8 protein-coding genes are annotated in these 8,638 nt (G+C 57.6%); 2 read left to right on the forward strand and 6 right to left on the reverse strand.

What is annotated here, in order from left to right; genetic code table 11:
• Positions 1-61: 61 nt before the first annotated feature.
• The gene (locus B5F38_RS12590) at positions 62-268 is read right to left on the reverse strand and encodes a hypothetical protein (protein WP_087409542.1); all 207 of its coding nucleotides are present in this window, start codon (positions 266-268) and stop codon (positions 62-64) included.
• 302 nt (positions 269-570) lie between these two features.
• On the opposite strand from B5F38_RS12590, the gene B5F38_RS12595 reads away from it, so the two are divergent.
• On the forward strand, positions 571-1,215 hold the full coding sequence (locus B5F38_RS12595) for a LysE family transporter (protein WP_087409543.1): 645 nt from the start codon (positions 571-573) through the stop codon (positions 1,213-1,215).
• Between the two features lie 10 nt (positions 1,216-1,225).
• The gene (locus B5F38_RS12600; protein ID WP_087409544.1) at positions 1,226-1,876 is read left to right on the forward strand and encodes a carbohydrate-binding family 9-like protein; all 651 of its coding nucleotides are present in this window, start codon (positions 1,226-1,228) and stop codon (positions 1,874-1,876) included.
• A 646-nt stretch (positions 1,877-2,522) separates the two neighbouring features.
• Here the strand turns inward: B5F38_RS12600 and B5F38_RS12605 are convergent.
• From B5F38_RS12605 to B5F38_RS12625, 5 genes are all read right to left on the reverse strand, one after another.
• Complete coding sequence (locus B5F38_RS12605) at positions 2,523-4,340, reverse strand: fimbrillin family protein (protein ID WP_087409545.1); 1,818 nt, start codon at positions 4,338-4,340, stop codon at positions 2,523-2,525.
• A 22-nt stretch (positions 4,341-4,362) separates the two neighbouring features.
• Entirely contained in the window at positions 4,363-5,964 is a 1,602-nt protein-coding gene (locus tag B5F38_RS12610) for a fimbrillin family protein (RefSeq protein ID WP_087409546.1), read from the reverse strand.
• 27 nt (positions 5,965-5,991) lie between these two features.
• Complete coding sequence (locus B5F38_RS12615; RefSeq protein WP_087409549.1) at positions 5,992-6,882, reverse strand: fimbrillin family protein; 891 nt, start codon at positions 6,880-6,882, stop codon at positions 5,992-5,994.
• 20 nt (positions 6,883-6,902) lie between these two features.
• On the reverse strand, positions 6,903-7,790 hold the full coding sequence (locus B5F38_RS12620) for a FimB/Mfa2 family fimbrial subunit (RefSeq protein WP_087409551.1): 888 nt from the start codon (positions 7,788-7,790) through the stop codon (positions 6,903-6,905).
• A gap of 17 nt (positions 7,791-7,807) precedes the next feature.
• Positions 7,808-8,638 (reverse strand): DUF3575 domain-containing protein (locus B5F38_RS12625; protein WP_087409550.1); only part of this gene is annotated, 831 nt, incomplete at its 5' end.

Raw genomic sequence — 8,638 nt, forward strand, 5'->3', positions numbered from 1 at the left:
TTCCTTTATACAGATTTACATAAAATCTCTGGAATATCCTCGCAAAAAGAGGGGAATGACTTTAATCGGTCAAGTCGTTATTTTTCCTTTTGTCCTCCTTCCCCTGGTCGGGCTTGGAGGAGAGTTGGTAAAACATCATGCCCAGGGCAAGGCCTATGCCCATGCCGGCCGGGATATTCTTCATGACCGCCCCGAGGGAAAGGCCCAGCAGCATACCTATGGCGATGTAGCGGGCGAGGCGTGGACGTTTCTCTTTTTTGTCGTTCATAAGCTCTAATCGGTAAGCAGGTTTTCGAGTATCACAAGCAGGTTGTTCATGCTGCGAAGCCATTAAAAAATGATAATGTTGCTTTCGAAAGTCAAAGGTAGAGGAAATCCTGCACTTCTCAGATAAAAATCGATAAAACAAATGGTAATTTTCTAACATAATCTTGTATATTTGTCCGAGAAGCAACGGTAGTTCCTGTTGTGTAAGGGTAAAATAAATTTGTTTCTCCCCCCGGCTTGTACTATCTTTGCATTCCCTTGCCGGATTTTTCCCGGCGGGATAGGATAGTTTTTTTAGACTGTATGAATTTAGCGCTCTATACGATTATTCGAGGATTGGCCATCGGCATATTGGTATCGGCACCTATGGGGCCGATAGGGATATTGTGTATCCAGCGCACGCTCAACAAGGGGCGTTGGTCGGGATTCGTTACGGGGCTGGGAGCCGCGTTGTCCGACCTGATATATGCCCTGCTCACAGGGTTGGGTATGTCGATTGTTATCGATTTTATCGAAGCCAATCAGAATGTATTGCAGATTCTGGGCAGCCTGGTGCTGGTGGGCTTCGGCCTCTATCTCTACCGGCAGAACCCGGCGAAGAATATCCGCAAAGCCAACTCGTCGATCAATTCCTATACGCAAGATTTCATTACCGCCTTCCTGCTCACCTTCTCCAATCCGCTTATTCTGTTCCTGTATATAGGTCTGTTTGCCCGTTTCAACTTTTTCCTGCCCGAGTCGCAACTGTGGCATCACGTTGTAGGGTATCTTTCGATACTCGTCGGGGCGGTGGGCTGGTGGTTTTTCATCACGTATATCATCAACAAAGTGCGTTCGCGGTTCAATGTGCGCAGCATCTGGTTTATCAACCGCGCTATCGGTATCATCATCATCGTCATGTCTGTTTTCGGATTTGTGTGGGGGATAAAAGATTATATATTGCATTAAGATAAACATCATGAAAAAAGTTATTGAAGTACCTTTTGTCGCCGGGTTGAGCGACAAACCGTTGGCACAAGTCTCCGAGGTGCTCGAGACTCAGGGTGTGCGGCAGGCTATCGACTGTGTCGATTGGCCCAATGAATTTCCCTATAAACCTATTGTATCGTTTACGATTGCCCGCGACAAGGAGTATCTCTATATCGACTATTTCGTGCGGGGCAACTACCTGCTGGCTGTCAACAGCACCGACAACTCGCCGGTGTGGCAAGATAGCTGCGTAGAGTTTTTCGTGCAGATTCCCGGCGAAAAATACTATTACAACTTCGAATTCAACTGCATCGGCACGGCTCTGGCCGCCCGTCGCACCAGCCGCTCCGACGCCGAGCACTTCTCGCCCGAGAAGATGGCCCGTATCAAACGCTACGCGTCGGCAGGTAACAAGCCTTTCCGCGAGATGGAGGGGCTCTTCTCGTGGGAGCTGCTCGTGGCTATTCCTTTCGACCTCGTGGGTCTCGACGGCGAACATCTGCCCGAGGCCGTGGCTGCCAACTTCTACAAATGTGCCGACGGCTCGTCGCTGCCGCACTACCTCAGTTGGTCGCCCATTCCGGTCGAGAAACCCGATTTCCATCGCCCCGAATACTTCGGCGAACTGCGGTTCAAGTAAAATAGAGTTTTTTCTAAGATAGATATAAGGTATTCTCTCTGTCGTGAGGGGATACCTTTTTTTATCGGTTGAATACCGCCGTCCCGTCATTCCGCACTCCCTCGTCATACTGCGGTGCTTCACGTCATACCGCACTTGATGCGGTGCTCCACGTCATACCGTGCTACGACGCGGTGCTTCACGTCATACCGCGCTACGACGCGGTGCTTCACGTCATACCGCGCTACGACGCGGTATCCAGGAAATACCCGCCACTGGACCCCGCATCGGGTGCGGGGTGACTCACACACTGGACCCCGTCACCTCGTCATACCGCACTTGATGCGGTATCCAGGAATACCGGCAAATGAATGCCTCGCCTTTCCTCTCTGGACCCCGCATCGCTGTGCGGGGTGACTCACGCCACTGGACCCCGCATCGAGTGCGGGGTGACCCGGTGTGACGCGGAATCCAGAAATACCCTCTCGGTCATTCCGCACTTGATGCGGAATCCAGGAATACCGGCAAATGAATGCCTCGCCTTTCCTCTCTGGACCCCGCATCGCTGTGCGGGGTGACTCACGCCACTGGACCCCGCATCGTGGTGCGGGGTGACTCACGCCACTGGACCCCGCATCGGGTGCGGGGTGACACGACGCCCGACGGTTCACTGTTTCTTTAAGGTAGGCAATGCTCCGGTGAGTTCGTAACGCCACTCTGAACCTGCACTCTGCAAGGCGGTGTTCATCTGTGCAACGGCGTCTGACCAGTCATCGTCCGTCACTTTGGTGGTTTCGATGGTGGTGCTGCCTCCCTCATTGTAGCCGATGCCTGTGTCGGGATTGCTTCCCCAGTAGCAGGCGGAGATGATACCGCCACCAAGCATGGAGTCCTTGTAGTTCCGTCCAGTTACGCCGCCTGTGGTTCCGTTCGGACCGTTGATATTCCTTTTGGCATGGTAGCAGGCGGTCAGGGTGCCAAAAACGTTGGTTCCCGTTACGCCGCCTACATAGATAGGGTCGGTTCCGGTGCCTGTGCCGATCACGTTGCCCGTGGCATAGCAGGCGGTCAGGGTGCCACCTCCGTTGTATCCCACCACGCCGCCGGCATGGGAGTTGTTCGTACCGTCGTTTTCAACGGTCACGTCATCCGTGGCGTAGCAGCCGGTCAGGGAGGCCCCACTATTCGTTTCTCCCGCTATGCCGCCGGCAAAGATCACGCCCTTCACTGTGGCCGAGGAGTTGCACCCGGTGATGGAACCGCCCCATTGAGAGCCCACCACGCCACCTGCGAACGTTGTGCCGCTGACGCTGCCCGACACCGAGCAGTTTTCAATGGTACCCCAGCTATCTCCTGCCACGCCGCCGGCATAGCCCGAACTGTTGTCGCTTGTTATCTGTACGCCCTCCAGCACCACGTTCTTCACCGTGCCGTTCTCGTCGATATCTCCGAACAGGCCTGCATATTTATAACTTCCCGTAACGGTCAGCCCCGTGATGGTCTTGCCATTGCCGTCGAAAGTGCCGGTGTATGCTTTGTTATCATCTTTGCCTATCGGTGTCCAGTCGATGCCCTTCAGGTCGATGTTGCCGGTCAGGGTGATGTCGATGCCGGTATTTCCGTCGTTCACCAGCTTGGCGATGTTCTTCAGTCCCTCGGCGTTGTAGACCTCGTAGGTCTTACCGTCCTCAGATACGGTGTATCCCGGGTCTTTTGCCGCAGCGAGGGAGACGGTGTAGGTATATTCCTCGCCCGCCTGCCAGTCGGTAGCCTCCTTCATCTTATAGACGAAGACCTTGCCGTTGGTGAAGGCGCAGGTGATGAAGGCCGTGCCCGTTGCCACACTTTGCGGGGCGACGAGGGCGGTGTAGGTGTCGCCGCCCTTGTCATATGGGGCGATTACGGCCGGGTTGCCGTTCTCGGTGGAGAGGCCGGTCAGCTTGACGGACGCCAGCCCCTCGGTGTAGTCCGTCAGGACGACGGTCACCCGCGCCGTGCGGTGGGTGAAGCGGAGCGTGGGGTTGCCGTAGCTCACCGGCTGGTTCTCGGCGGAAATAAAGTCGCTTCCCTCGAAGTCAGTCGGCGAACTTTGGTCGGCTCTTACCACCACGGCAGGCGGGGTGGTCTCGCCCTCGGTGTAGGGCCACCACGCCGTGACGGTGATGTCATCGTGGTTAGTCCAGTAGTGCGGGTCGGTGGAGGTCAGCGTGGCGCCGGTGTTGTCGGCGGTGGTGGGCGTCACGTCGTACGCCTTCACCGTGCCGTCCATCCTGACTGCCACGCTCTGCACGCCCTCCCAGTCGCCGTCCACCGGGGCACGGGTACCGGCGGTGGCTGTCGCCGCGGGGTTCAGCCCCGTGGCGGTGAAGACGATGGGTGTGCCTTCCGCCCCTTCCGGCAGGAAGCCCGCTTCGTCCTGCGTGCAGGCGGCAAGGCCGAGCAGCAGGGCGAGGGCTGCGGATATATGGATGGTTGTTCGTTTCATGATGCGTGTTGTTTAGGGTTCGTTATTGTTTCTTTTGCAGTACGGGCAGGTCGTCGGTACCGAGTACCCACTGGTAGTCGTTGCCGGTGAGGGCGGGGTTCATGCCCTCGACAGCTTCCTGCCAAGTGGTCGTACCCTCCACCTTCGTGGCATCTACCGTTCCTCCCATATTATTATTTACTCCTTGTCCGGCATTGCCGCCCCAGTAGCAAGCGGTGACGGTGTTATTATTGTTACTGACTATGCCTCCTATATTGCGCTCCTTCAACTGTCCGTTATACCAACAGGCAGTGATGATGCCGGTGTCGAGGTTACTAACAGCAATGCCACCGACAGCACCGCTATTTGCAGTAATATCTCCCTTTACGGAGCAGGCGGTAATGGTACCGTAGTTGGCATATGCTATGCCGCCGGCCGCACCGTTTTGCTGCACAGTGTAGTTCACCTCTACTTGCAGGTTCTTCACCGTTCCGTCACTCCCGATACCGTCAAACAATGCGGCATGCTCGCCGTCTGTTGTGTTTGTGGTGATGGTCAGTCCTGTGATGCTGTGTCCCTGCCCGTCGAAGGTGCCTTGATAACCGTTATCAGGACCGAACCCACTGCCTATCGGTGTCCATGTCTCGTCAGTCAGGTCGATGTCGGCTGTGAGGGTGCAGTTGATGCTGAGGTCGCTCTGCGCGGCTTCGTTCCATGCCAGCAGGCCGTCTGCGTTATAGACCGTGTAGGTCTTGGTGGTGTTGTCGTAGATGTAGCCCAAATCCTCGGCTGCGCCGCTCTCGCCTTGGCCGGGTTCCCAGCCGCCGATGGTGCAGCCCTCCAGCGTCAGGCCGGTGGCGTTCACCTTGACGGTGTAGGTATAGCGGTTGCCCGCCTCCAGCACGACGTCGTTCTGCGGGCGGAAGTAGAAGTTGCCGCCGCCAAGTTCCACGCGGATGAACGGCTCGCCTTTCGCAACGGTCTGCGGGGCGGTCAGTGCCTCGTAGCTGTTGCCGCTTGCGTGGTAGGTCTGGATGGCGGTCGGGTTGCCGTTATCGGTGGACAGGCTCACGAGGCTCACTGTGGCACCGTCCACGCTCGTGAATCCTGTGCCGGGCTTCAGTTCGATTGCCACGCGTGCCGTGCGGTGGGTAAAGGTGAGTTTCGGGTCGTCAAATTTTACCGTCTGGTTTTCAGCAGAGATGAAGTCGCTGTTCTGGAAGTCTGCCAACTTGCTTTGGTCTTCGGCCACCTTCACGGCAGGCATCCGTGTGATGTCAGCCTTGTCGATAGGCCACCATGCCGATACGGTGATGTCCTCACGGCTTGTCCACCAGAAGGGGTCGGTGTCGCTGCTCAGGGTGGCGGAGCGGTAGTCGTCTGCATCGGATGCCGTCACATCGTATTCCTTCACCGTGCCGCCCACGCTGAGGGCTACGGTCTGTACGCCCTGCCAGTCGCCGTCCACGGTGGCACGGGTGGATGGGGCTGCCTGCGGCGTTGCCTCTACGGACAATCCGGTGGCACGGATGACTACGGGATATTCGCCTTCGGGCAGCATGCCTTCCGCCAGTTCGTCCTGTGTGCAGGCGGCAAGGCCGAGCAGCAGCGCGGTGGCTGCGGGGATAAATAATCTATGTCTCATAATTCTTCATTCTTAATTAGTAATGTCTTACAGGTCAGCACCCACTTCTCCGCCATCTACATCGTTCCACTTTGCAATGGTGGCTTCGCTGACTTCAAGGCCTTTGTTGCGTACCTTGACGGTATAGGTATAGTTGTTTCCCGCCTGCAGTGCGCCTTCGGGCACGGTGAGCGTGGCATGATAATTCTGACTTCTGTAATTCACAGTCAACGGCAGGGATGCAGCTGTCTGCGGGAAGAGGATGACCGATGACGTGAGGTTGCCGTCGGCCAGATTCATGGTCAGTTCTCCGGTCTGTGCCCCGTCGTCTGCGGTGGCAATACCGTCGGCTGTGTTGAACGTACCGGTGAGTATCAATCCGTCCAGCGTGTAACGTTCAGGCTTGATCATACTGAAATCCACGCCGTCGCCCGCCTCGAAGGTAAGGGTTATCCGGCTCATGCGGTGGTGGAAGGAGTTGTCTGCACCGCCTTTGTCGGTTTTGTCGGTGAAGCTCACCACCGGGCTGTTTTTGTCTCCCGTGGCTCCCGAGGCAAAGAGGAAGTCGATGGCAGGCTGGTTCTGCTGCGCCGTGGCATCGGTCGTGGCTGCGAGGGTGCCTCCCGCTGCGTTGTACGGATAGTAGGCGCGGAAAGTATGGGTCTTTACATCTTCGATATAGATGACCTTTTCTTCTGCCTCAAATTTCCCGTTCTTCAGGATGAAAGGCACGTTGCCGTACCGGGTATCGTTACCGATGTCGGTGACGCCGATGCGGTCTCCGCCAGTCCATGTGGTTCCGCTGGCACGGGTGGCAGGGGCGATGTCGGCGATAAACCGGGCGGCCACGGGACCGTCATTGTTCAGAATCTCGTTGTCGTTATTGCAGGCTGCCAGTGCGAGGGCGAGCGCCGCAAGTGCAAAAAATCTTGTCTTCATTATATCTGTCATTTTATTAGTTACAAATCGGCATTTACATCATCACCTTTCACTTCTTCCCAGCCGGTAATTCCGGCTCCGTCCACTTCCATGCCTTCGGGAGTCTCAACCAGCGTTCCGCCGAGGGTCAGCGATTCGCCCTTTCCGGTGTTGAACTCCTTGAGAGCTTCCGTAAGGTCGCTTTTCAACGTGGTGGGGGTCGGGTTGCCGTCAGCATAGCGGATTTCGCCCGTCAGCAACTGTTCCGTGCCGGTCACACCCAGCAGCCGCACCGTGGCTTTCCACTTGCCGGCATCATCACCTTCGGTTATCTTGGTGAAGGGCAGTACGACGCTCGAAGCGGCTCCGTAGGTATCGGTTGCGAAGTCGAGTGTTCCGGCTGCACCCGTCAGATGGGCAATAATCTCCGTGATGCGTCCGGCGGCATCACCCGTCGGCTCGACGACAAGCGTCAGCTCGCGCACCTGCTGCTTCATCGCGGCGGTCAGCGGATAGTCCTTGTCTTTCTCGATGCTCACCTGTTCCGTATAGGTGAAGAACCATCCCGGAGCATTGTTCACAAAGGCATCCGTGCCTGCCCGGTTTCCCGTGGCTGCGGCAACGGTGGCGGTGGTGCCGCTTACCGTGATTCCTTCAGCCGGGTTCCACACCGCAAGGGTGTAGCTGCCCGGAGCAAACAGATGGTCGGGGGCATGGGTGGCGGAAGTCTCCGTACCCGTATAGTCGCCCATGTTGACCGTCCATGTGGCAGGTATGTCGATGCCCTCACCGCGGGCCGACCAGTCGGCTGTCACCGCAATCTTCCCGTAGTCGGGATGCGGCGTGTCATAAAGCGTGTCCTTCACGCAGGAAGAGAGCAGCACGGCGGCTGCCATTCCCATCATATTTATATAGTGTCTTGCTTTCATATTCGATTCCTCCACGGTTAAAAGATTTTCCAAACCAGCGTGACACCGGCATTGATGGGGCCCCACCACTCCTTTGTCTCGTTGCCGCGACGCACCCGTACGCCGTCGATGGTGATGTATTTCTCATAGTCGGCATTGAGGTAGCCCAAGCCGAGGTTGAAGTCGAGCGACAGGGCCCGGTTGAGCCGCAGCTGGTAGCCGCCGGTGATGCCGCCACCCATGAGGTCGCCCTGGCGGCCGGTGCCGCAGAGCTTGTAGTTGAACTGCCCGACTTTGTAGAGGAGGCCCAGGTAGCCGCGCTTCTGCTTGCCCAGATACCAGCGGAGCTCGGGCGAGACCTCCCAGAGGGCATAGCGGCGGGCGTTGTTGTCCCAGGTCCACGAGGTCCACGAGCCGTTGACCATCAGGCCCCAGGCGGGAGCGATGCGCCATTCGATACCCAGGTCGGGGGTGAGGGTAGCCCAGCGCAGCAGGTTGGCCCGCAGGGCGAGGTGGTAGGGGTCGTGCTCCGGGTGCCCGGCCTCGGCCCGCTGTGCTTCGGCTTCGGCCCGTTGCCGTTCGGCTTCTTGGCGGGCCTGCTCGGCGGCTTGTCGGGCCTGCTCGGCTTCGGCTCGCTGTGCTTCAGCTTCGGCCCGTTGTTGCTCGGCCTCCAGCCGTTGTTGTTCAGCCTCCAGCCGGGCCTGTTCGGCACGCTTCTCGGCCTCGGCCTGTTGCTCCGGCCCGGCCTCGGATGTCTGGGCGGGGATGGCGATTCGCACCGTTACATAGTCGCCGCCGGAGGTGTGGTTGCTTGTGGTGAAGCAGGCTTCGGAGAGCCCCTCGCGAGTGATGAGTTCGCTCTTCACCCG

The sequence above is a fragment of the Barnesiella sp. An22 genome, assembly GCF_002159975.1.
Taxonomy (GTDB): domain Bacteria; phylum Bacteroidota; class Bacteroidia; order Bacteroidales; family Barnesiellaceae; genus Barnesiella; species Barnesiella merdigallinarum.